At 38.6% G+C, this 23,138-nt stretch carries 21 protein-coding genes and 1 pseudogene; 13 read left to right on the top strand and 9 right to left on the bottom strand.

Annotated features, from left to right (window positions below):
- Positions 1-39 precede the first annotated feature (39 nt).
- Positions 40-204 carry a hypothetical protein gene (locus tag AC0L4E_RS08535; RefSeq protein WP_473678840.1) on the top strand — a complete coding sequence of 55 codons (165 nt, stop codon included), beginning with the start codon at positions 40-42 and terminating at the stop codon, positions 202-204.
- A gap of 96 nt (positions 205-300) precedes the next feature.
- Here AC0L4E_RS08535 and pgm read toward each other — a convergent pair whose 3' ends face one another.
- The gene (pgm, locus tag AC0L4E_RS08530; protein WP_473678839.1) at positions 301-1,944 is read right to left on the bottom strand and encodes a phosphoglucomutase (alpha-D-glucose-1,6-bisphosphate-dependent); all 1,644 of its coding nucleotides are present in this window, start codon (positions 1,942-1,944) and stop codon (positions 301-303) included.
- Positions 1,945-1,965: 21 nt separating this feature from the next.
- A complete protein-coding gene (gene seqA, locus AC0L4E_RS08525; protein WP_473678838.1) occupies positions 1,966-2,577 on the bottom strand; it encodes a replication initiation negative regulator SeqA in 612 nt (203 codons plus the stop codon).
- A gap of 332 nt (positions 2,578-2,909) precedes the next feature.
- Between seqA and AC0L4E_RS08520 the strand changes: the two genes are divergently transcribed.
- The 7 genes and pseudogenes from AC0L4E_RS08520 (at position 2,910) to AC0L4E_RS08490 (ending at position 8,431) form a co-directional block, all read left to right on the top strand.
- Positions 2,910-3,674, top strand: coding sequence for an alpha/beta fold hydrolase (locus tag AC0L4E_RS08520; RefSeq protein ID WP_473678837.1), 765 nt, complete (start codon positions 2,910-2,912; stop codon positions 3,672-3,674).
- A 135-nt stretch (positions 3,675-3,809) separates the two neighbouring features.
- Positions 3,810-4,030 (top strand): annotated as a pseudogene (locus AC0L4E_RS08515) (DUF2788 domain-containing protein).
- Positions 4,031-4,038: 8 nt separating this feature from the next.
- Positions 4,039-4,311 carry a LexA regulated protein gene (gene ybfE / locus AC0L4E_RS08510; RefSeq protein ID WP_055023987.1) on the top strand — a complete coding sequence of 91 codons (273 nt, stop codon included), beginning with the start codon at positions 4,039-4,041 and terminating at the stop codon, positions 4,309-4,311.
- A 49-nt stretch (positions 4,312-4,360) separates the two neighbouring features.
- Positions 4,361-4,888 carry a flavodoxin FldA gene (fldA, locus tag AC0L4E_RS08505; protein ID WP_285162602.1) on the top strand — a complete coding sequence of 176 codons (528 nt, stop codon included), beginning with the start codon at positions 4,361-4,363 and terminating at the stop codon, positions 4,886-4,888.
- A gap of 169 nt (positions 4,889-5,057) precedes the next feature.
- The gene (earP, locus tag AC0L4E_RS08500; protein WP_473678836.1) at positions 5,058-6,296 is read left to right on the top strand and encodes an elongation factor P maturation arginine rhamnosyltransferase EarP; all 1,239 of its coding nucleotides are present in this window, start codon (positions 5,058-5,060) and stop codon (positions 6,294-6,296) included.
- Positions 6,297-6,343: 47 nt separating this feature from the next.
- Positions 6,344-6,904, top strand: coding sequence for an elongation factor P (efp, locus tag AC0L4E_RS08495; RefSeq protein ID WP_220754467.1), 561 nt, complete (start codon positions 6,344-6,346; stop codon positions 6,902-6,904).
- A gap of 312 nt (positions 6,905-7,216) precedes the next feature.
- On the top strand, positions 7,217-8,431 hold the full coding sequence (locus tag AC0L4E_RS08490) for a pyridoxal phosphate-dependent aminotransferase (protein WP_248983124.1): 1,215 nt from the start codon (positions 7,217-7,219) through the stop codon (positions 8,429-8,431).
- A 121-nt stretch (positions 8,432-8,552) separates the two neighbouring features.
- Here the strand turns inward: AC0L4E_RS08490 and cls are convergent, their stop codons facing one another.
- Complete coding sequence (cls, locus tag AC0L4E_RS08485) at positions 8,553-10,004, bottom strand: cardiolipin synthase (RefSeq protein ID WP_473678835.1); 1,452 nt, start codon at positions 10,002-10,004, stop codon at positions 8,553-8,555.
- A 185-nt stretch (positions 10,005-10,189) separates the two neighbouring features.
- On the opposite strand from cls, the gene AC0L4E_RS08480 reads away from it, so the two are divergent.
- Complete coding sequence (locus tag AC0L4E_RS08480) at positions 10,190-11,035, top strand: endonuclease/exonuclease/phosphatase family protein (protein ID WP_473678834.1); 846 nt, start codon at positions 10,190-10,192, stop codon at positions 11,033-11,035.
- Between the two features lie 241 nt (positions 11,036-11,276).
- Here AC0L4E_RS08480 and AC0L4E_RS08475 read toward each other — a convergent pair whose 3' ends face one another.
- Positions 11,277-12,029, bottom strand: coding sequence for a hypothetical protein (locus tag AC0L4E_RS08475; RefSeq protein ID WP_473678833.1), 753 nt, complete (start codon positions 12,027-12,029; stop codon positions 11,277-11,279).
- Between the two features lie 192 nt (positions 12,030-12,221).
- Here AC0L4E_RS08475 and yfbR point away from each other — a divergent pair, with 192 nt between their 5' ends.
- From yfbR to AC0L4E_RS08455, 4 genes are all read left to right on the top strand, one after another.
- Positions 12,222-12,830 carry a 5'-deoxynucleotidase gene (gene yfbR / locus AC0L4E_RS08470; protein WP_473678832.1) on the top strand — a complete coding sequence of 203 codons (609 nt, stop codon included), beginning with the start codon at positions 12,222-12,224 and terminating at the stop codon, positions 12,828-12,830.
- A gap of 62 nt (positions 12,831-12,892) precedes the next feature.
- A complete protein-coding gene (locus AC0L4E_RS08465; protein WP_473678831.1) occupies positions 12,893-14,272 on the top strand; it encodes an anti-phage deoxyguanosine triphosphatase in 1,380 nt (459 codons plus the stop codon).
- 419 nt (positions 14,273-14,691) lie between these two features.
- Positions 14,692-17,304 (top strand): bifunctional acetaldehyde-CoA/alcohol dehydrogenase, encoded by a 2,613-nt coding sequence (adhE, locus tag AC0L4E_RS08460; RefSeq protein ID WP_473678830.1) that lies wholly within the window; start codon positions 14,692-14,694, stop codon positions 17,302-17,304.
- 248 nt (positions 17,305-17,552) lie between these two features.
- Positions 17,553-18,122 carry a DUF1569 domain-containing protein gene (locus AC0L4E_RS08455; RefSeq protein ID WP_473678829.1) on the top strand — a complete coding sequence of 190 codons (570 nt, stop codon included), beginning with the start codon at positions 17,553-17,555 and terminating at the stop codon, positions 18,120-18,122.
- Positions 18,123-18,176: 54 nt separating this feature from the next.
- Here AC0L4E_RS08455 and AC0L4E_RS08450 read toward each other — a convergent pair whose 3' ends face one another.
- The 5 genes from AC0L4E_RS08450 to edd all read right to left on the bottom strand — a co-directional run bounded on the left by AC0L4E_RS08450 (position 18,177) and on the right by edd (position 23,137).
- Positions 18,177-18,668, bottom strand: a complete 492-nt coding sequence (locus tag AC0L4E_RS08450; protein ID WP_473678828.1) for a GNAT family N-acetyltransferase — start codon at positions 18,666-18,668, stop codon at positions 18,177-18,179.
- Between the two features lie 15 nt (positions 18,669-18,683).
- Positions 18,684-19,700, bottom strand: a complete 1,017-nt coding sequence (locus AC0L4E_RS08445; RefSeq protein WP_473678827.1) for a hypothetical protein — start codon at positions 19,698-19,700, stop codon at positions 18,684-18,686.
- An 83-nt stretch (positions 19,701-19,783) separates the two neighbouring features.
- Complete coding sequence (locus AC0L4E_RS08440; protein WP_473678826.1) at positions 19,784-20,494, bottom strand: class I SAM-dependent DNA methyltransferase; 711 nt, start codon at positions 20,492-20,494, stop codon at positions 19,784-19,786.
- A gap of 155 nt (positions 20,495-20,649) precedes the next feature.
- Complete coding sequence (locus AC0L4E_RS08435) at positions 20,650-21,291, bottom strand: bifunctional 4-hydroxy-2-oxoglutarate aldolase/2-dehydro-3-deoxy-phosphogluconate aldolase (RefSeq protein WP_473678825.1); 642 nt, start codon at positions 21,289-21,291, stop codon at positions 20,650-20,652.
- Positions 21,292-21,310: 19 nt separating this feature from the next.
- Entirely contained in the window at positions 21,311-23,137 is a 1,827-nt protein-coding gene (edd, locus tag AC0L4E_RS08430) for a phosphogluconate dehydratase (protein WP_473678824.1), read from the bottom strand.
- Position 23,138 lies beyond the last annotated feature (1 nt).

The raw sequence follows: 23,138 nt of genomic DNA, 5'->3' as shown, positions 1-23,138 counted from the left end.
CAATTTATCAATAAACTATTTTTACAAAAGGAAACTATCATGAAAGCAAAACTAACAGCACTACTTTTAGCTGCAGCCCCAACACTCGCATTAGCACATGAAGGACACGGTGGTGTTGGCATATTTCATCACATGTATGAATTAGCGCCTGCAATTGCATTAGTGGCGATTGTGGCCTTTATCTTCTATAAAAAATCTAAGTAATGTTCTTAAATTAAAACCATAGAATAAATAAAGCCCTCAAGTGAGGGCTTTATTAATTGTTTCTATTTTATTTGTAATGCTGTTTGAAATGGTCAGTTAAGCTTTTAACGCCGTATCTATCATAACTTGCGCTTGACTGATAATCTCGTTTAAATGTTCTTCACTGATAAAACTTTCAGCATAGATTTTAAATAATGCTTCAGTACCCGATGGGCGTGCAGCAAACCAGCCATTTTCAGTGGTTACTTTAATGCCACCAATAGCAGCATTATTACCTGGAGCATGAGATAAAATCGCAGTGATATTTTCACCAGCTAAGGTTTTATCAGTAAAGCTATCTGACGATAACTTTTCAAATTTGGCTTTTTTCTTCAAGCTGATTGGGCTATCGATTCTCGTATAAAAGCTTTCACCGAATTGCTCTGTCAGTTCAACATATCTTTGTGCTGGAGTTTTACCTGTGACAGCTAAAATTTCTGCGGCAAGTAACGCCAAAATAAAACCATCTTTGTCAGTACACCAAGTGCTACCGTCTTTATTTAGAAACGCAGCGCCTGCACTTTCTTCGCCACCAAAAGCAATAGAACTATCAGCTAAACCTTCTACAAACCACTTAAAGCCAACTGGAACCTCTAAGCAATGGCGATCATGGGACTGACAAATTCTATCTATGATTGCACTAGACACTAGGGTTTTACCTATCGCTAAATCAGCTGACCAATCCTTACGATAAGTCAGTAAATAATCAATAGCGACTGCTAAGTAATGATTAGGGTTCATTAAGCCAAAACCTGGACAAACGATACCATGACGGTCGTAGTCAGGATCGTTACCTACACACACATCATAGTTTTCGCTGTGAGCAAGTAGACCAGCCATTGCATAAGGAGACGAACAATCCATGCGGATTTTGCCATCTTTATCTAAAGTCATAAACCCAAATGATGGGTCTACTTTGTTATTTACAAGGGTAATGTTTAGACCATGTTGTTTAGCAATATGCGACCAATAATAAATACCTGAACCGCCTAGCGGATCGACACCGATTTTGATGTTTGCTTTTGCTATCGCTTCTAAATCAATAACATTTGAAAGTGACTTAACATAAGGAGCAATAAAATCGACTTCATCAATCCAACCAGAATCAACCGCCACACCATAGTTAACTTTTTGTACGCCAGATAATTGATTTGCTAGATATTGGTTTGCATTGGCTTCTATTTGTTTAGTAATTTCAGCTTCTGCGGGGCCGCCATGAGGAGGATTATATTTAATCCCGCCATCTTGGGGTGGATTATGCGAAGGCGTAATAATCAATCCATCGGTTAATAAGGCAGTATTAGATCTGTTAGCAGCAATAATGGCTTGAGACACGACTGGAGTCGGGGTAAATCCATCATTTTGCTGAACTTTAACAGCAACTTGATTGGCAGTTAGCACTTCAAGTACCGACATATAAGCCGCATAAGACAAGGCGTGAGTATCAAAGCCTACAATCATAGGACCAGTAATACCCGCTTGCTCACGATAATCAACAACGGCCTGGGTAATTGCCCAAATGTGGTTTTGATTGAAACTTGCTTTTAACGAACTGCCGCGATGTCCAGATGTGCCAAAAGTCACCTTTTGCAGAACATCGTCAACGTTGGGAGTAATGCGATAATAGTGACTCATCAATTTTGGTAAATTGATCAAATCCGTTTGTAATGCCACCTTTCCTGCTCGATTGTGAATCGCCACGCTTAATCTCCCTATAAAAATTTAAATTCTTTCAGCTATCGATTTTGCCAGCTCTTCATTACAACCTAATTGCAACAACACTTCTGATAAAATCGTACGCTTTTTAGCGGTATTATTATTGGTGGTTACCCAATAACCGCTATCTCCAATTTCTTTTGGATTAGCCGATTGACTCGCCGATAAAAGTTCAGCTTTTGAGCGGGCAAAATACAAACGACCACGACCCTGAATTTTTAAAATTTGATCAAATGTCGCTGGCGTTAATACTGATAGTGATTCCAGCAAGTACATAAAGCGCCCTACTGCACCTTTCTGTTGAGACAACATATGCTCGTGAACAACATCTTTAAAATTCGCCGCTGTGACTTCTGTGACTTGCTCAGGTTCAACAACTTCCGTTTCAGCAAGGTCGTTATGTTCAGCTAGGTTTGACTCTTCTACAATTTCTTCAGTTACAGTTTCATGAGCAGCTTCTAAACTTGGGTGACTAATAGCAAGGGGTTCCGCTGGCTCAGCAGTGTCAACAGAGAGGTCTAACAATCGACGTAAAATATCTGATGCGCTTTCGCCAATACGTTCGGTTTTACTTGCAATATAACGATAGAGTTCTTCGTCTACCTCAATATATTTCATATTAGTCTGCTTCCTTAGGTCTTTGAACGAATACCACCTAATACTTGTTATTCTTTATATGCAACTGTCGAATCGTTGATATTGAATAATGGCGGTTTAAGGATCGATTTTGATCGATCAAAATATTACTCACAGTCTACCCATGTGTCGCAGTAGGTTAAAGAGCAAAAGTCACTAAATCTTTCAATTTAAGTCAATTTCATTAAATCATTTAACGAGTGGATTGATTAATGAACATAAGTTCTAAGGATAATTAGCGCCTCCTATTGAAATCATATCTATTTTGCAGGCAAAATCACCGCCTCATTGATTATGACAACGGAAGACAAGCCATGCATTATGTTTCTTCAGGCGAAGGCCAACCGGTAATTTTAATTCACGGGTTATTTGGAAATCTCGATAACCTTAAAAATCTTGCCAATGCATTAGAAGAAAATCATCAAGTTATCCGTGTTGATTTACCAAACCATGGTAAAAGTGATCACTGGCAGCATATGGACTATCCAAGCCTTGCAGAAGAGTGCGTTAAACTATTGCATGAACTTAATTTAACCCAAGCCCACTTTGTTGGTCATTCCATGGGCGGCAAAGTTGCTATGGCATTAGCGTTAATCCATCCAGAAATGGTTACCAGCCTTGTCGTTGCAGATATTGCCCCCGTAGCATACAGCCCACGCCACCAAAAAGTATTTGCCGGATTGACTAGCATGCCTATGGAGCAAGTCACATCACGAAAATTTGCACTTGACCATCTCACTAATGCTGACATTGATGTTGGGACATCACAATTTTTATTAAAAAATTTACAACGCACCGATACAGGGTTTGAGTGGAAAATGAACCTTGATGGTCTCATCGAAAACTACTCACACATAATCGGTTGGGAAATGCCAGATTCTGTTTACCCAAAGCCATGTTTTTTTATCCGCGGTGGAGAGTCAGAATATGTTTTAGCTGAACATACCAATGCGATAATGAATCAATTTCCTAAGGTCAGCGCTAAAACAATTAATGGCACAGGTCATTGGTTACATGCGCAAAAACCAGAAATATTTAATCGTCTTGTGGTTGAGTTCATCGATAAGCACTCAAGTTAACTCTTGGTACATTTAATTAAACAAACCAACTGCGTAAATTTTTAAAAATGAACTAAGCAGATATAGCCCACGTATCATCATTGTGGTATATTCCCGCCCTCTTTTAGCCTTAAAAGTAAAACTGAAGGTAAAAACATGTTGAATCAATACATGGATCAAATTGAGACTCTCGGTCTAAACTTGTTTTTTGCTTTAATTTTTTCTTTATCGGCATGGCGATTCACGATGTACTCAAACAAGGTAAAGTGCCTAAGTTTGGTCGATATATCGTTTGGTTAGTATTATTCCTTGGCTGTGCCGGGTTTGTAGCAAAAGGTATTATTCAGATGACCTGGGAAGGCTCAGGCATCGGTTAAACAAAACGATGGCAAAAGAATCAACAGACAGAACAACGATTGACCTGTTTGCTTCTGAAAAACGTCGTGGACGTCCAAGAAGCAATCCCTTAAGTCGGGAACAGCAGCTAAAAATCAACAAGCGTAACCAGATCCAACGTGATCGCGCTAATGGATTAAAACGAATAGAGTTAAAGGTGTCACAAGTTTTGTATGACGCCTTGAACGAACAAGCATTGGCCAGTAACATCAGCCGTAGCCAGTTAATCGAATTAATCCTGCAACAACAAATCGACAACTGAACCATATTTTATAATTCGCAAAGCGAACTAGATATTTAAAGGATAGCAAATGGCAACTGTAGGTCTTTTTTTCGGTAGTGACACTGGTAATACCGAGGCTGTAGCCAAAATGATCCAGAAGAAACTGGGTAAGCAAATGGTTGATGTAAAAGACATCGCCAAGAGCACTAAAGAACAAATCGCTGAATTCGATTTAATTCTATTCGGTATCCCAACTTGGTATTACGGTGAAGCACAATGTGATTGGGATGATTTTTTCCCAGAACTTGAGCAAGTAGACTTTACTGACAAGTTAGTAGCGATATTTGGTTGTGGTGACCAAGAAGATTATGCTGAATACTTCCTTGATGCCATGGGCATGGTAGGTGACATCGTTTCTGCACGTGGCGGCATTATTATTGGTCATTGGCCAACCGAAGGTTACGACTTTGAAGCTTCTAAAGGCTTAGTCGATGATAAGCACTTTATTGGCTTAGGTATCGATGAAGATCGTCAACCAGAACTCACAGAAGAGCGTGTAGACGCTTGGGTTAAGCAAATCTACGAAGAAATGTGCTTAGCAGAGTTAGAAGACTAATATTTGTCAGTGCTCTACTTTTAAGTAGCATTAGCAAATAACAAAAAGCGGCATTAGCCGCTTTTTTTGAATCCGTATTTTAACGAGAAAAAATTAATTTATTTGCACTAGCTATATCGTTAACTTCGCTTGATTCCTTTATAAATAAAACCTGTTGAGGCAAAACCGAATGGCATCTGAAACACAAACAGTATCTTCGTTTCATTCACCACATTGGGATATATTCTGTGTTGTTGTCGATAATTATGGCGACATAGGTGTAACTTGGCGTCTTGCTAAACAATTGGCCGCTGAATATCACATTGACATCAATCTATGGGTTGATGACCTTAATAGCTTTTCACATATTTTACCTGAACTAGATAAATCATTAGCTCAACAACGCTTTTATGGTGTGAATATATTTAAATGGAACCAACCTCTAGATATAAACTATAAGCCGGGAGCCGTCTTAATTGAGGCTTTCGCCTGTGAATTACCATCACAGGTCACTTCGTTAATCGATTCATTGCATCAAAAGCAAAAGGCAAATGATAGCATTACTAAGCCACCAGTTTGGTTAAATCTAGAATACTTGTCAGCGGAAGATTGGGTTGATGGATGTCATGGCTTACCTTCTATGCAAGCAAGTGGAATTAAAAAACATTTTTATTTCCCTGGATTTACATCGAAAAGTGGCGGTCTTATATGTGAGTCTGAATTGTTTAGGCAGCGTGATGAATGGCAATCTAATGCCAATAACAAATTAGCATTGTTTAAAAAGCTTGGGTTATCAGGTATCGCAGTAACAGATTTTGTTATTAGCGTTTTTAGTTATGAAACCACTGCCCTAACTGCACTATGCAAACATTGGATTCAGTGTAATCTAGCGTCACAAAAAACAACACCAGCAAGTCAACGTATTCATGCATTATTCCCTGTAGGTAAAAGCTTAAGCAGTATCCTTGATTTACTAGACGTGCCACTAGAATCAATAAAAGCTGGGCAACAGTTTTGTGTAGGTAATTTAGTCATTCATATAATACCAATGACAGATCAAACTCAGTTCGATCGACTGTTATGGAGTTGCGATTTCAATATTGTTCGTGGTGAGGACTCATTTCTACGCGCGCAATGGGCTGCAAAACCCTTTATTTGGCATATATACCCGCAAGAAGATGATTATCATCTAGTAAAATTACAGGCTTTTGTTAATATCTACAGCCTGAAACTTGAAAATGATGTCGCAAATACTTGGTCTAAAACCAATTTTGCTTTCAATCAACAAGACTCCAATGTTGTAGAACATTGGCAACAACTCATTTCAGCCCAATCGACTATAGAGCAACATGCGAAACATTGGCCGATTGATGCTAAAAAGAATGCAGATCTCGCTTCTCGACTGGTTGAATTTGTAAAAACCAGCTAAGATACTGCGCAATTAAAAATTAATACCTAAAATATAGGAATAAAGTAATGAAAACTGCTCATGAACTCCGTCCTGGTAACGTGATCATGTTAGATGGCAGCCCATGGGTTGTTCAGAAAACTGAAACAACTCGCTCTGGCCGTAACGCTGCAATCGTTAAGATGAAGCTTAAAAACGTTCTTCAAGATTCTACCACTGAAACCACCTTTAAAGGTGAGGACAAAATGGAAGATATCATCCTAGAACGTCTTGCATGTACTTATTCTTACTATGCTGATCCTATGTATGTATTCATGGATGCAGAGTACAATCAATACGATGTTGAAGCTGACAACTTAGGTGATGCTGGTGCTTATATCGTTGATGGTATGGAAGAAGAATGTTCAGTGACTTTCTATGAAGGTAAAGCGATTTCTGTTGAACTGCCTGTCACTATCGTTCGTGAAGTAACATACACTGAGCCAGCTGCTCGTGGTGACACTTCAGGTAAAGTAATGAAGCCTGCAACCATTACTGGTGGCGGTACTGTTACTGTTGCTGAATTCGTTAAAATTGGCGACAAAATCGAAATCGATACTCGTACAAACGAATTCAAAAAGCGCGTTTAATCACCCGACTTTTTATCGCTATAGCGAAAAAGACAAAAAGCCAGCTATTGCTGGCTTTTTTTATATTTTTTAATTGCTTAAACATAATTAATCAATAACAGAGACTTGTACTTCAAACTCTCACCTCAAAAGCGTTATAAACTAATTAACATCCTCCAACCGAAGCTTTCAACTATTTAAGCACAACCTCGAACTCACCTGCAGAATAAAATCCTAAATAAACAATGAAATCTACTAAATAAACCTTTTATCTACTCAACAAATTCGTTATTGTTCGCAGACTTAAGACGTATTAGTAATGTTGAGGCAAGTATGCGCCCTATAATCAAATCCAATAAACTCGATAGCGTTTGCTATGACATCCGTGGCCCAGTTCATAAAGAAGCTCGTCGCCTAGAAGATGAAGGTCACCGTATTTTAAAATTAAATATCGGCAACCCTGCCCCATTTGGATTTGAAGCACCTGAAGAAATTGTACGTGATGTCATTTTAAATTTGCCAAGCGCACAAGGTTATTGTGAATCAAAGGGCTTATTCTCCGCCCGTAAAGCCATTGTGCAGCACTATCAAGCACAAGGTATTCACGGTATCGATATCGAAGACGTGTATATCGGTAACGGCGCGTCTGAACTTATTTGTATGGCGCTGCAAGGCTTACTTAACACTGATGATGAAGTATTAATACCATCGCCTGATTACCCTTTATGGACTGCTGCGGCAAACCTAGCTGGTGGTAAAGCTGTGCATTACCGCTGCGATGAAGAATCAGACTGGTTTCCAGATTTAGAAGATATAAAAAGTAAAATTACACCACGTACTCGCGGCATAGTGATTATTAACCCTAATAATCCGACCGGTGCGGTTTACAGTAAAGAATTATTGTTAGACGTGATTGAGCTTTGTCGTCAGCACGACATCATTTTATTTGCTGATGAGATATACGATAAGATTTTATACGATGATGCCGTACACACCCATGCAGCGTCGTTATCTGATGATATTTTAACAGTCACCTTTAATGGTTTATCAAAGGCCTATCGCGCTGCAGGTTTTCGTGTGGGTTGGATGGTTCTTAGCGGTAACTTAAAATCTGCAGCTAATTATATTGAAGGCTTGGACATGTTGGCTTCAATGCGTTTGTGTTCAAACGTACCTAATCAACACGCGATTCAAACCGCATTAGGTGGTTATCAGAGTATTAATGAGTTAATCCTGCCTAACGGTCGTTTAACGGCTCAACGTGACGTGTGTTTCGATGCACTAAATAGTATCCCAGGTGTCAGTGTTAAAAAACCTAAAGGTGCTTTATACGCTTTCCCTAAACTGGATATGAAAAAGTTCAATCTACGCGATGATGAACGTTTAGTGTTAGATTTGCTCAAATCACAAAAGATTCTACTGGTTCAAGGTACTGCTTTTAATTGGCCAGAACCTGATCATGTGCGTGTGGTGTTTTTACCCCACAAAGAAGATTTATCCAAAGCATTAACGGACTTTGGTAACTTTTTAGAAGATTACTCTCAGTAGTGTTTTAAAAACTAATAAAATATTTATCAGATAAAAAAGCCACTGACTTCAGTGGCTTTTTTATTGATACTTAATCAAACAGAAAATTCCCAAGCACCAGTTACCTAAACATTCTGTACTGTTACAGCAAAGGGCTAAACAGATAAAACACTTGCTCAATGACACGTTTATACATTGGCCGTTGCTCCCATTCTTCAGCTGTCAAAATATCTGAATCATCCATATAACTTTGTAGCAATATCCCCAACCTAGAAGCAAACTTCACATCATCAACAGCCAAGGTTAATTCAAAATTGAGCCATAAACTGCGCATATCCATATTAACGGTGCCAATAAGGCAATGTTCATCATCTATCAAAATAGATTTGGTATGCAGTAAGCCACCTTTAAATTGATGAATGCTCACACCTGCATTTAATAACTCAGTAAAAAATGAACTACTGGCCCACTTAACCATGGTTGAATCATTTTTACGGGGAATAATGATATTGACGTCAACACCACGTAGAGAAGCTGTCACCAACGCATCTAATAGCTGCTCACTTGGTACAAAATACGGCGTTGTAATTACTATCTTGTGCTGCGCTTGATATAAGCTTTGCAATAGTACCTGATGAATGACTTCTTCAGGCATTCCAGGGCCAGAAGGAATAGTCTGAACTAAAGATGATGTATCAGAGCAATGCGCTTCTGGTGGCATAGCCGGCATAATGCGCTGATTGGTTTCAACTTCCCAATCCCATGCGCTTACGGTATTCATAACTGGTACTACAGGGCCAGTTATTCTAACCATCATATCAATCCACTCACCTACACCATCTGATTGTTTAAAACATTTAGGATCAACTAAATTCATTGAGCCTGTATAGCCAATGGTATTATCGATAACCACTATTTTACGATGTAATCTTAAATCCATTCTGCGAAAGAACATTCTTAATGGACTAACAATTAATGCTGCAACAACATTAATTCCAGCAGACTTCATATCCGCTGGCCAATGTGATTTAAAAAATTGACGACTTCCTGCAGCATCTAATAACAGTTTAATTGCAACACCACGTTTAGCTGCATTAATTAAGGCTAATGCCACTTCATCAGCTAAACCACCTGGGTGCCATATATAAAACTCAATATCTATTGAAGTTTTAGCAGCATTAATATCGTCAATTAATGAGTTTAGTATTTGTTCAGGTGTGTGTTGCAATACCAATTCATTAGCCATCAATGATGGGATGTTTAACTGCGCATCGCATAGTTTACTAATAGAACGTGCATATTCACTTTGGCGTTTAGGCTGATGGGCATTGTGATGGTATAGAGCTGAAAACCATTCGGCATAAGGTTTGTACATACCTTTAGAGCGACTAGAGCGAGCTTTACCAAGGTGTAATTCACCAAATAGCATGTACGCTATAACACCGACAAAAGGTAAAAAGTAGATAATCAACAACCAAGAGAATGAAACACCCACGCTGCGCCTTTTAATCACAATACGTGTAGCAACACCGCCCAATATTAACCAATAAAGGAAAACACCGAGCACTGCCATAATCTGGGTTATTTGATCCATAGGTATTTGATTCGCCCTAAGCTTTATAGTGAATAAGCGATAAATAAATAGTAAAGTCTGATTGTACTGAATTATCCATCAAACGTCATAAATAGCGTCGTTCGTGAAATAGTTTTAATGTTGGGCTTAAAATAATAACTTTAGCAAACAGCTATGTTATAGATAACACTTTTAAAGAGGGTATTTTGCAGATTAAACATTTTAAGTACCCTTTTATCCTGTTGCTGGTTAGTGGATTACTATTGGCTTATAACAGCATCATTTCTAATTTTAATGGTAAGCCAGAGGTAATGATGAGTGAACAACCGCCTTTTTTTGTATCTCAATGCTCTTCGTCATCAAACTCTGTAGCAATTGATCGTAACGGAATGTTAAATATTGCGGTTTGGAATATTTACAAACAAAAAAAGGTCGATTGGCAACCTGTCTTAACAAATCTAACGCAACAAAATGATCTTGTGCTGCTTCAAGAAGCTAAGCTAAACCGAAATTTTCAACAATATCTTGAAGATAATCAATTTCATGTGCTCATGGCCAAAGGTTTTAAGTTAATGAATGTGCCTATGGGAGTAATGAACCTATCTACAGAACCTGCTAATGAGGCTTGTGCATATCAAACTACCGAGCCGTTAATCCGTTTTGCTAAATCAACCTTAGTGAGTCGATACCCGCTATCTTCTGGCGAGCAACTATTAGTGATTAATTTGCATGGCGTCAATTTTGATGTTCGATTAACCAGTTTCGAGGCACAGTTTAAGCAAATCCTGCATAAAGTGACGATACATCGTGGACCTGTGATCCTCGCGGGAGATTTCAATACATGGCGCGACGGAAGACTAGATATTGTAAAACAATTGGCTCATGGTTTAAGGCTTGAGGAAGCTCAATACAAAGTTGATTTTAGAAAGCGTGTATTCGGCTTGCCATTAGACCACCTTTATTATCGTGGTTTAACCTTAATCGATGCCAACTCAGATAAAACAACTGCATCCGATCACAATCCCATTCAAACCCAATTTAAACTAAAGTAATGGCAATGCCCGTTCTGCAACTGCCATTATCTATAATGTGCAGAACAGTCCTTAGTCAACAAGTTGCTTTAAAACAAGATTAACAATTAAAATACTTTGAAACAGACTAAGCGAGGTTCATTACAAGTAAAGCGGTAAAAGTCTTCTTCACGATCTTGCTCACCAACAAACGCCATCAAAGCTTTTTTGTCTGTACCTTTCACTAACTCTCTAATTTGCGCTAATCGCTCTGTAAATTTGGTTAGTACATTAACTTGCCAGCCTTGAGTATTAATTTCGACATAATACGGTCTAAGGTTTTTTTCTTTCCTTCACTTTGTTGCCACCAGCCAGCTGACAATTTTATTTTTATTTTGTTGTCGTCTATTTCTGGCTTATCCCAAGACAAGGTGCTAAAAAATATTTTTGTTTCAGCTTGCTCAGTCTGAAAGCGAAATTTTTGTTTGCCAACGGGGTTATTGATCTTTTGAAAAACACCTTGGTACTGATTACCACTGATACCTTCGAAGGTTAATTCTCGATCTCGATCAAACGGGAAATTAAAATATTGGTCAACTATGGTTTGAAATGAACTGGTGAGATAGTTTTGTTTCGCTTTCTTTGGACTTGAATTTGAAGCGGTTAATCCCCCTGCCTGAAACTCTCTTTGATCATCCTTTACTGGCGCATTAACAGGTTTAATTGATTTTGCAGCCACGAGATTAAAACGATTTGGATAAGCTAAAGGAAAACCTTCATCCGTTGATATACGGCCAGTCTTAGCTTGCTCACGTATTTTTGAGGTTGCTTTAGCGTAGCAATTTATTAGATGTTCAGTGTTTTTACCGGTTTTAAAGTATGGCTTACGTAGATTAACCGCTTTTTTATAAGAACAAGGAATTAAACTCACGCCGCATTCGTCGCATTCAAAGCTATAGGACTTTACATTGTCTAATAAATACAAATCTTCATTTGTAACCAGTTTATTTAGCTCAACACAACGGGCATCATCCATCTTGGCACTCTTCTAATAATCCAATAAGTTAGAGTAAAACTAAGCAATTCCAAGATCAAATTTTAGTTATAAAATATTGAATAAAAACAAATTGATTATCTGGCGATTCAAGATTAACTAAAGTAATGTTATAGCTATAGTAGGATTAATACATTCCGTATTCAGCGAGTATCGACTCTCTAGGGGACGCAAATGAAACCAAGTACATTTATGGCATGGATCACCCGAATGCCACTTCTCGAACGATGGGCATTAATGCATTGTTTTCAAAAAGAGAACGTTTCAGAGCATTGTCATCAAGTTGCCGTAATAGCCCACTTATTAGTTGTGATTAAAAACAAACGCTTTGGCGGCAATTTAAACCCTGAAAAAGCAGCAACCATTGCCCTTTACCATGAAGTATCAGAAACCAAACTTCAGGATATTAATTCAAATACCAAGTATCACAGCCCTGAATTTACTAAAGCATTTAAAAAACTTGAAGATTTAGCTGAAAAAGAATGCCTAGCGTCACTGCCAGCTGATTTACGAGAAGAAATGGAACCATTACTGGTTCAATCAGAAGTCGACCCAGAGTATAAAGCGATTGTTAAAGCGGCTGACATATTACAAGCTTATGTAAAAACGATGAATGAGCTCAGGTTTAATAACGATGAGTTTCATCATGTTAAAGACAATCTTGATAAAAAGCTTAATGAAATACAGCAACAATTACCTGAAGTAAAATGCTTCATTGATATCTTTTTAGATAGCTGTACTTCTACTTTAGATAAATTGACTGAAAACGATCCGCATATTTAAACGCGCAACCATTTTGATTAATCACTGAGACACAGTTAGCCGCCTTTGATGAAGGAACTAAAATGCCAGATACGATTTCTTTTAAAAAACCTGATAATGAACAAGTCCATAATCCTTGGCATGACAGACGTTTAGGTGAAGATAAGCTGAGACGTAATGATCATCGTAGCCCTTTCCAGCGAGATCGCGCTCGAATTTTGCATTCTGCAGCATTCAGACGTTTACAGGCTAAAACTCAAGTTCATGGTATTGGCATGAACGACTTTTTTAGAACAAGGCTGACCCACTCATTAGAAGTATCACAAATTGGAACTGGTATTGCCGCGCAGCTGAAACGTAAATATCCTGAAATCAATGATCTATTAGACTCAATGAGTTTAATAGAATCCTTATGTTTAGCTCATGATATAGGTCATCCGCCTTTCGGTCATGGCGGCGAAGTAGCACTCAATTACATGATGCGCAATCACGGTGGATTCGAAGGTAACGGACAAACCTTTAGGATTCTCGCAAGGCTTGAACCCTATACTGAGTATTGGGGAATGAACCTAACTCGACGAACTTTATTAGGGATCCTTAAGTACCCTGCTCTATATAACCAATTACATGTTGATTTAGGCCAGCAAGAAATTAAAAACCATCGTCAACTCAAACCCTCTGAGTGGCCGCCAGTTAAAAGTTTATTCAATGATGATAAAGATATTTATGATTGGGTATTAGCAGGTTTATCAACGAGCGATCGTAATCGCTTTATCAGTTCAAAACCTAGCCCCACTGACTCATATCCACATCATCGAACACAATTTAAATCATTCGATTGCTCCATTATGGAACTAGCCGATGACATTGCGTACGCTGTACACGATTTAGAAGACGCCATAGTCATGGGGATTGTCACTCCAGCACAATGGCAGCGTGATGTCGCTATGCATTTATCGGAAAGCGAAGACCCATGGCTCAGTAATGAATTTAAAACCATTGCTGATAAGTTATTCTCCCATCAGCATCACTTGCGCAAAGATGCAATTGGCACCTTAGTAAACGGATTTGTTACCGACATCATCATTACTGAAGACCAGCCATTTGAAGAGCCACTACTGAGATACAATGCAACGCTACAACCTGCTTTTGCAAATGCATTGGATACCCTTAAAAAATTCGTGTTTAAGTATGTAATTCGCAAGCCTGAAATACAAATGCTTGAATACAAAGGTCAGCAAATCGTGATGGAGTTATTCGAAGCTTTTGAGTCAGATCCATTGCGCTTATTACCGCTCAATACTCAAGAACGGTGGCAGCACGCTAAAGACAATAATTTAAACGAGATGCGCATCATCGCAGATTATATTTCGGGAATGACAGATGAATTTGCAGGACGCCTCCATCAGCAACTTTTCGGTCCTAAATCAGCTGGGATATTTGAGATAAGCCTAGAGAGATAGTCACTCCATAACTCACAAGGTATAAGGGCAAGCATTTGCCATTATTAATGACTACAAGTGCCTACAACGTAAGATAAAGTGAAGCGATATCGCTTCACTTTATTCTGGTTTCATCACGATAAACTACGTAATAATTAATTTATCTTCAAAACGGCCTTGTTCTACTTTCAGTTGATTTAACTGTAATCAAACTTTAAACAATCTGAATTAAGTTTAATATGTGATCAACACGATAATTACCTGTCTAACATCGTAATAAAATTACCAATAACACCCAAAGCGTGCAGTTGATCACGATAATAATGCCTCCAAAGAGGTAATTTTATAACGAAGATTAAGAATTCTTATAGATAAACAAACTCACATATAAGAGTCGTTACCTAAAGCTGTTTAGTTAACTATTTTTTAAGGAAGTGATTATGACTGTCACCAACACAGAGCAACTTAACCAACTTGTTGACCGAGTCGCTAAAGCGCAAAAAGAATTTGCTAACTTCAGCCAAGAACAAGTCGACAAAATATTTCGAGCTGCTGCGCTCGCAGCCACTGACGCACGTATTTCACTCGCTAAGATGGCTGCATCAGAAACAAATATGGGCTTATTAGAAGATAAAGTGATTAAGAATCACTTTGCATCTGAATACATCTACAACAAATACAAAGATGATAAAACCTGCGGAATAATTGGCGAAGATGTGACTTTCGGAACCATCACAATTGCTGAACCCGTTGGAATTATTTGCGGGATTGTACCTACTACAAACCCTACATCGACTGCGATTTTTAAAGCCTTAATTAGCCTTAAAACCCGTAATGGCATCATCTTCTCGCCTCACCCTCGAGCTAAGCAATCAACAACAACAGCTGCACGCATAGTACTTGAAGCTGCAATTGAAGCTGGTGCACCTAAAGACATTATCGGTTGGATCGATGAGCCTTCGGTTGCTCTGTCTAATCAACTAATGACTCATGAAAAAATTAACTTAATCCTCGCCACTGGTGGCCCAGGTATGGTTAAGGCTGCATATTCATCAGGTAAACCAGCTATTGGCGTTGGCGCAGGTAATACACCTATTGTGATTGATGAAACCGCTGATATTAAGCGAGCTGTTAGTTCAATCTTAATGTCAAAGACATTCGATTACGGCGTAGTGTGCGCATCTGAGCAAGCTGTAGTAGTCGTTGATAGCATATACGAGCAAGTGAAAGAACGTTTTGCAACTCATGGCGGTTACATGTTGTCGGTTGCAGAAACTCAAGCAATGCAAGATGTGATACTTAAAAATGGCAACTTAAATGCTGACATCGTAGGTCAAAGCGCAGCGACAATTGCTGCAATGGCCGGTATTGATGTACCTAGCTGGACCAAAGTATTAATCGGGGAAGTAACCGAGATTAGTGATGCAGAAGCTTTTGCGCACGAAAAACTTTCTCCTTTACTTGGAATGTATCGCGCAACTGACTTTAATGATGCCATGGATAAAGCTGAAGCTTTAGTGACTTTAGGTGGTATTGGCCATACGTCAGGTTTGTACACAGACCAAGATGGACAAAGTGAACGGGTTAAAGCCTTTGGTTTTAGAATGAAAACCGCCCGTATCTTAATTAATACCCCAGCATCTCAAGGTGGTATTGGTGACTTATACAACTTTAAACTTGCCCCATCGTTAACCTTAGGTTGCGGCTCTTGGGGTGGTAATTCAATCTCAGAAAATGTTGGACCAAGTCATTTAATCAATAAGAAAACTGTCGCTAAAAGGGCTGAGAATATGTTGTGGCATAAACTTCCATCATCTATTTATTTCCGTCGTGGCAGTTTGCCGATTGCTCTTGAAGAGTTAGAAACCAAAAAACGTGCGTTAATTGTTACCGACAAATACCTATTTAATAATGGATATTGCGACGAAACAATCAAGATTTTAAAAGCTCAAGGTTTAGAAACTGAAGTCTTTTACGAAGTAGAAGCCGACCCTACCTTAGCTATCGTAAAACAAGGGGCAAAAGTAGCTCAAAGCTTCCAACCTGATGTCATCATCGCTTTAGGTGGTGGTTCACCAATGGATGCAGCAAAAATCATTTGGGTGTTATACGAACATCCAGAAGTGGATTTTGCTGACTTAGCACTCCGTTTTATGGACATTCGTAAACGTATCTACAAATTCCCAAAACTCGGCGTTAAAGCGCAAATGGTAGCAATCCCTACAACATCTGGTACAGGTTCAGAAGTTACTCCATTTGCGGTCGTAACAGATGAAGTCACCGGTATGAAGTACCCTATTGCCGATTATCAATTAACACCAAACATCGCCATTGTTGATCCTAACCTTGTGATGGATATGCCTAAATCATTAACGGCATTTGGTGGTATTGATGCTGTCACTCACGCACTTGAAGCCTACGTAAGTGTCATGGCGAACGAGTTTAGCGATGGTCAAGCACTACAGGCATTAGACTTGCTTGTCGAATATTTACCAGCGGCTTACGAGCAAGGCGCAAATGCTCCAGTTGCACGTGAAAAAGTGCACAACGGCGCAACGATTGCTGGTATTGCATTTGCCAATGCTTTCTTAGGCATTTGTCATTCGCTTGCACATAAACTTGGCGCAGAGTTCCACTTGGCACATGGTTTAGCTAATGCACTGCTTATCAGTAATGTAATTAGATTTAATGCGACTGATATGCCTACCAAACAGGCATCATTTAGCCAGTATGACCGCCCTAAAGCATTGTGCCGTTACGCAACGATTGCCGAACACTTGAAAATTGAAGGCGTAGATTCTGCTAAATCAGATAATGACAAAGTCGAGTTGTTAATTGCTAAAATTGATCAACTTAAGTCTGTGGTGGGTATCCCAGCATCTATTCAAGAAGCTGGTGTTAACGAAGCTGATTTCTTAGCCAAATTGGATGAATTAGCAGAACACGCATTTGATGATCAATGTACTGGTGCTAACCCGCGATACCCATTAATTAAAGAGCTTAAACAAATCTTATTAGACAGCTTTTATGGTACTGAATATCAAGATAAGTAAGTTTACTTATTAGTTCAGTTATTCATGAGTAAATAAGATGTATTTTCAAACGCTAATCATTCATCTGAATTGATTAGCGTTTTTTTATCTCGCTAAGAAAAACGCCTAAATAACGCTGCTGCTTTAGCTTTAAGTAGTTAGTTACGAGCAAGCAGTTGTACTTAAGTTATAACAAACAAGCTATTGCTGTTCACTTTCCCTTCTGATTTACTTACAGCTGATTATTAAATTCAAGAAGTGAACATTTAATGAAGCGTCGAATATTTCTAAAATCCATTTTAGCTGGCAGTGCAATGACTTCTTTAGCAATTGGTGTCACTTGGATTGTAATCGACGCTGAAACTGAACCATTAACGATTGAATCGACACTTGTGAAAATAGAAAAGCTAAAACAAGTCCTTCAAAAGGAACAACAAGCTACAGCAATTAAAACGACTGGCATTTGGGATTTACAACAAATTCTGGCTCACTGTGCTCAAAGTGTTGAATACTCATTAACTGGCTATCCTGAACATAAATCCGAAGTATTTAAACAAACTGTCGGCAGTGTAGCTTTTTCAGCCTTTGCAGCTAAAGGAAAAATGACTCACAAATTAAGTGAAGCAATACCTGGCGCACCGCAACTATTAATAAAAGAAACTCAAGATAATGTTGAGATATTGATTCAATTAGATCGATTTAAACAATCATTACTGGATTTTGAATCTTATACTGGCGAACTAAAGCCCCATTTTGCTTATGGAGTGCTTACTAAAAATGAATACGCCATGGCTCATGCAATGCACTTTAATAATCATTTATTAGAAATCACAACCTAATAAGCACTTTAATACAGTAATTTAATTCAGTAATTTAATACAGTAATCTGACCGTTATTCAGCCGATACATGCAATTTCATTTCGACCATAGACGCTTCAAAACCTACTTTTTCATAAGCTTTTATTGCTGCATCATTTTGTGCATATACATCGAGGTAAAAATCTAATACTCCTTGGTTTCTACTCCAATGGATCAATTTATCCATGATGAGTTTATTTATCCCTAGCCCGCGATGTTGTGGCGCAACATACATAAAACCTAAGTAACCATGTTCAGCATGCTGTAATGATTTTTTTGATGCTCTGATTTGTACATAACCAGTAGCAATAATTGAATTGATATCTTCTGCGACCATTAAGTAACTGTTTTCTTGAGTTAATAGGCTATCTAAATCGTAATAAGTGGCAGCAACACTTTTAATTACTGAATTAAATGGCCTTTCCGCCTCGACCACTTGTTGCTCAAGATTGAGTAAAACACTTTTATCTGCCAACGTCGCTTGTCTGAAAGTAATGCTTTCTAAGCTAGTTTCTAATCGATTCAATTTTATGCCTTACAGTTAATTTAAAGTCTTAGATTGATGTGTATGATTGATAGCTAATGCACTAACCAAACTATTAGGGTTATCTATGCCCAGATATACTGTTTCAACATCATTGTTATTTAGTTGGTAGCTTATACAGATGTTAGGATTACCACTGAAGTTAAAACGTTTTATATTTGGACCACGTCGAATATAGCCCGAGCTTAACTTAATCATTGTAATGTCACTAATGGGAATTGATAAACAATTAAAAACTCCGTAGCGGACATATAAGAATTTGCTATCGATACTGATGGGACGACGCGACATCGCAAGGTATTCAGCCACAAAGAACACCAAACTTAAACAAGTAACGATTGTTATCACATTCGCTGCAAATGCAGACCAAACAAAATGGATGACAAGATGCATCAAAGGTATTTCAAAACAGATCATCAATATAAAACCAAGCGCGTTTGACTGATTAGCTTCTTTTAAATGATAACTAAAATGCTGCTCACCTCGATATGCTGACGGTTTTATAAACCGACTACAAAATACAAAACTCCAAACCCGTGTTTCAAACTTCAAAAGACTGGCCAACACTCCATTGCCAACTAACTTTTTTATCGGTTTCCCAATGGCAATATCAGGATCATTATTCCTAAGAATTGCTTGCCTAATCGCAAAAATAACGCAACTAATCACACTTAATTCGATAAAGACAAACCCGAACAATAATATATAACGTAGTTCAGTTAAATGTGGCCATATCACTTGGTGTTGTTTAGGAATAATGTAGCTACCTATAACAACAAACAATGCGAAGTAACTAAGTGATTTTAATAGCGCTAGCTTTTTGGGATTAATACACACAATGCAAATAATAGGTAAAGTAATTGCCATATCAATCAATAACAACCAATCACTTTTCGCTTCGCCATAGTCTTTCAGCCATAAATCATGGTTAAAGAAATACCACCAAACTATGCTAAATACTATTAAGCATATTAGTGGCATTTTACTCATTAGCTTTGTCGTACTTGATTCCATGAATATCCTTATTCAAAAGTTTAATTTTTGAGTCGCTAGTGGTGAGTAATTAGTAGTAATAAATTAGTGTGAAAAATGAGTGACTAGGTTCTCTTTAAGTACATGAAGCAATCAGTGGCTTGCTTCATTCCATCTACAATATAATCTTTAGTATATTGTTCTATCACTTCAAATCCCTTATTTGTAAATAAGCGGCCTAAATCTTCAGCTTGATAATAGTACATGTGTACCCTATCACCTGCAGCTGATTCTTGAGTCATCGAGTTTTGGTAATCGCCTGCCATAAAACTGATAAACAATATGCTGTTTTGTGCCAGCAATTGCGGCAAGTCATCGATAAATTGATTCAATGCCTGTTGGTTTAAATAGGGAACACTAAAAGCGCATACAGCAACTTTGAACAAGTCACCTTTAGACTGCTCCTTCAATGCCAAAACCTCTCGCATATCTAAAACATCATAATGATGCTGTGGGTTATTTACACTAGCAAGCTTGACCATATTTGGCGCCAGATCGAAACCATGGATTTTAATAGGCAAAGATACTCTGTCAGGGTTTCGCCAATTTGTAAGGTAACGACTGACATTTCCAGGGCCGCAACCGACCTCTAGCACTGGTATATTTTTTATGGATTTATTAATCTTATTGCTTTTATTATCCTTAGCATCAGTAACTTGTATCTTAACAATATACTCACATAACTTATCCAGACTGTGACTATATAAACTGCAGTCCATATATTTATCTTGATACTGTTGCGCCATTTTATTAAAAGTGGCGACAGTTTCTTGCACCTTTTCCATAAGAGATACATTCCACAGTTATCTTAAATTCTATCAGACGTTAAATAGCCAATATTATTAACGTCATCATTCATAGTTACTCTACTAAAAAAAGTAATAAAAAAACCACCCGAAGGTGGTTTTGTTTGTTTTGACTAAGCTAGCATTTAAAGAGCGCTAATTGCATCTTTACATAATTGAGTAATACGTTCCCAATCACCTTGTTCCATTGCATCCGTTGGCGCAATCCAACTGCCACCGATACAATCAACGTTTGGTAATGCTAAATAATTTTTGTAGCTTGATGGCGTGATACCACCAGTAGGACAAAAACGAATATTAGCTAATGGGCCAGAAAATGCTTTTAGCGCATTCACACCGCCAGAGGCTTCAGCTGGGAAGAATTTGAAATGGGTGTAGCCCAATTCCATTCCAACCATAACTTCAGAAATACTTGCTACACCAGGAATTAAAGGCACATTACCTTTTTTCGCAGTTTCAAGTAGTCCCTTTGTAGCGCCTGGAGTAATAATAAATTGTGAACCCGCATCAATTGCTTGTTGTAGATGTAGTTCATTTAAAATTGTACCTGCACCCACAATTGCTTCTGGTACTTCTTTAGCAATTAATTTGATTGCTTCTAAAGCACACTCTGTGCGCAAAGTTATCTCTAAAACACTTATTCCACCTGCTACCAATGCTTTCGCTAACGGTACAGCATGCTCAATTTTATTGATAACCATTACAGGAACAATCGGACTGCGTTTAAAAATATCTTGTGGCTGTATTGTCCAGTTATTCTCAAGCATTCGTTAATCTTCCTTAAAATTAGTAAATTTCGTCAATGGCACTGGTACTGCGAGCGCCTGTTTCAGGACTACTTAAACTATTACGTAAAGCACCAAATAGTTCGCGTCCCATGCCATAACTTGAATGATGTAAATCCACTTTACCGGCAACACGTGCTGCTAAGGTTGCTTCATCCACAAGTAAACTTAATTCGCCAGTATCAGCATTAACACGGATTAAATCGCCATCTTCTACTTTGGCAATGATTCCACCATCTAATGCTTCTGGAGTTAAATGAATTGCTGCTGGTACTTTACCTGACGCACCTGACATACGGCCGTCAGTGACCAATGCAACTTTGAAACCTTTGTCTTGTAAGGTACCAAGATACGGAGTTAGCTTATGTAACTCAGGCATACCGTTAGCTTTAGGACCTTGTCCTTTCACGACAACAACACAATCTCTATCTAACTCACCTGCTTTGAAAATCGCATCAAGTTTGTTTTGATCGTCAATAACAACTGCAGGGCCTTCAACGATGCGGTTAGCACTCGGCACAGCTGAGACTTTAATCACTGCTCGACCTAAATTACCTTTAAGTAATTTTAAGCCGCCATTATTTTGAAAAGGCGTATCAACATTAGTTAATACTTCTTTATCTAAACTGTCAGTCGGTCCATCAACCCAAGTTAATTTTCCATCAAGTATGCGTGGCTCTTGGGTATATTTTCGTAAACCAAAACCAGCAACCGTATTAACATCCTCATGGATAAGGCCTGCATCCAGTAATTCTTTAACTAAAAATGCCATGCCGCCAGCAGCGTGGAAATGGTTAATATCAGCGTGACCATTTGGATACACTTTTGCCATTAATGGCACACAATCTGATAAGTCAGAGAAGTCATCCCAGTTCACAATAATGCCTGCTGCACGTGCCGCTGCAACAATATGCATGGTCAGGTTAGTTGAGCCACCCGTGGCGAGAATACCAACAATGCCATTAACTACTGACTTTTCATTAACCACTTCACCGATTGGGGTATACTGAGTACCCATTTCGGTTAAACGACACACTTGTTTAGCAGCCATAGCGGTTAATTCATCACGTAGTGGATCGTCAGGATTTACAAATGAAGAGCCAGGAAGCTGAAGCCCCATTATTTCTAACATCAACTGGTTTGAGTTTGCAGTACCATAGAAAGTACAAGTACCCGCACTGTGATACGAGCTAGATTCAGCCTCTAATAAAGCAGCGCGATCAACTTTACCTTGGGCAAATTGCTGACGAACACGGGCTTTTTCTTTGTTTGGAATACCAGACTTCATTGGACCTGCTGGTACAAACATCATTGGTAAGTGACCAAAACTTAACGCACCAATCAAAAGACCTGGAACGATTTTGTCACAAATACCCAGTAATAATGCACCATCAAACATATTGTGAGATAAACCCACAGCTGTAGACATTGCAATCACTTCACGGCTAAGTAAGCTTAATTCCATGCCTGGCTGACCTTGAGTTACACCATCACACATTGCTGGCACACCTGCAGCAACTTGCGCAACGCTACCCACTTCCTGACAAGCTTTCTTTAAAAAGTTCGGATAGTCTTCATATGGCTGATGCGCTGAAAGCATGTCATTAAACGCAGTGACAATGCCAATATTGGCTTTAGTCAACTGACGTAGAGCATCTTTATCAGCGGGCTGACACGCTGCAAAGCCATGGGCTAAATTGCCACAGCTTAACGCACTACGATGAACGCCTTTTGCGCTGGCATCGTTAAGTGCCTGTAAATATTTTTTACGAGAATCTTTGCTGCGTTCGATTATTCTATCAGTAACAGCTTGAACTACTGAGTGCATA

The organism is Shewanella sp. GJ50-10 (assembly GCF_055808815.1).
The sequence above is the reverse complement of the archived record's forward strand: the minus strand, read 5'-3'. Positions and strand labels throughout refer to the sequence as shown.

Excerpts from the sequence above, each read along its gene's own strand:
- AC0L4E_RS08535 (WP_473678840.1), top strand. The coding sequence starts at position 40 with ATGAAAGCAAAACTAACAGCACTACTTTTAGCTGCAGCCCCAACACTC.
- seqA (WP_473678838.1), bottom strand. The coding sequence starts at position 2,577 with ATGAAATATATTGAGGTAGACGAAGAACTCTATCGTTATATTGCAAGT.
- AC0L4E_RS08520 (WP_473678837.1), top strand. The coding sequence starts at position 2,910 with ATGCATTATGTTTCTTCAGGCGAAGGCCAACCGGTAATTTTAATTCAC.
- ybfE (WP_055023987.1), top strand. The coding sequence starts at position 4,039 with ATGGCAAAAGAATCAACAGACAGAACAACGATTGACCTGTTTGCTTCT.
- fldA (WP_285162602.1), top strand. The coding sequence starts at position 4,361 with ATGGCAACTGTAGGTCTTTTTTTCGGTAGTGACACTGGTAATACCGAG.
- earP (WP_473678836.1), top strand. The coding sequence starts at position 5,058 with ATGGCATCTGAAACACAAACAGTATCTTCGTTTCATTCACCACATTGG.
- efp (WP_220754467.1), top strand. The coding sequence starts at position 6,344 with ATGAAAACTGCTCATGAACTCCGTCCTGGTAACGTGATCATGTTAGAT.
- AC0L4E_RS08490 (WP_248983124.1), top strand. The coding sequence starts at position 7,217 with ATGCGCCCTATAATCAAATCCAATAAACTCGATAGCGTTTGCTATGAC.
- cls (WP_473678835.1), bottom strand. The coding sequence starts at position 10,004 with ATGGATCAAATAACCCAGATTATGGCAGTGCTCGGTGTTTTCCTTTAT.
- AC0L4E_RS08475 (WP_473678833.1), bottom strand. The coding sequence starts at position 12,029 with ATGGATGATGCCCGTTGTGTTGAGCTAAATAAACTGGTTACAAATGAA.
- yfbR (WP_473678832.1), top strand. The coding sequence starts at position 12,222 with ATGAAACCAAGTACATTTATGGCATGGATCACCCGAATGCCACTTCTC.
- AC0L4E_RS08465 (WP_473678831.1), top strand. The coding sequence starts at position 12,893 with ATGCCAGATACGATTTCTTTTAAAAAACCTGATAATGAACAAGTCCAT.
- adhE (WP_473678830.1), top strand. The coding sequence starts at position 14,692 with ATGACTGTCACCAACACAGAGCAACTTAACCAACTTGTTGACCGAGTC.
- AC0L4E_RS08455 (WP_473678829.1), top strand. The coding sequence starts at position 17,553 with ATGAAGCGTCGAATATTTCTAAAATCCATTTTAGCTGGCAGTGCAATG.
- AC0L4E_RS08445 (WP_473678827.1), bottom strand. The coding sequence starts at position 19,700 with ATGGAATCAAGTACGACAAAGCTAATGAGTAAAATGCCACTAATATGC.
- AC0L4E_RS08435 (WP_473678825.1), bottom strand. The coding sequence starts at position 21,291 with ATGCTTGAGAATAACTGGACAATACAGCCACAAGATATTTTTAAACGC.
- edd (WP_473678824.1), bottom strand. The coding sequence starts at position 23,137 with ATGCACTCAGTAGTTCAAGCTGTTACTGATAGAATAATCGAACGCAGC.